At 63.7% G+C, this 361-nt stretch carries 1 protein-coding gene; it reads left to right on the plus strand.

The features are described from left to right. The coding region (locus AC1DCY_RS28025; RefSeq protein ID WP_477356138.1) for a TolC family protein at positions 1-361 on the plus strand (361 nt) is incomplete at both ends.

The following is a 361-nucleotide window of genomic DNA, read 5'->3' on the forward strand; positions in this document are numbered from 1 at the left end:
GGCGAGGGCAGGGTACGCCGGTGCCGAATCCGGGCTGTTTCCCTCCATCGGACTCAACACCTACGCCGGCCGCAGCAAGTTTCCGTCACAGGTCAGGACGCAGGGAGGCGGCGTCAGTTCAGGCAGCACGTCCAACACCTTTCAGGCCAGCGGTGGCTTCACGTCTTACGAGTTGGACCTGTTCGGGCGCATCCGCAGTCAGCGAAACGCCGCAGGCGCACGCTTCGAGGCGACCGAGGCGGACTATCAGACGGCTCGCCTGGCGTTGATCGGTGAGGTGGCCAGCACCTGGCTTAGCCTCAAGGCCAATCAGAATCTGCTCGACCTCGCACAGAACACCTACAAGTCCCAGGACCACTGC

It is taken from the genome of Lysinibacillus sp. 10T31, from assembly GCF_056394365.1.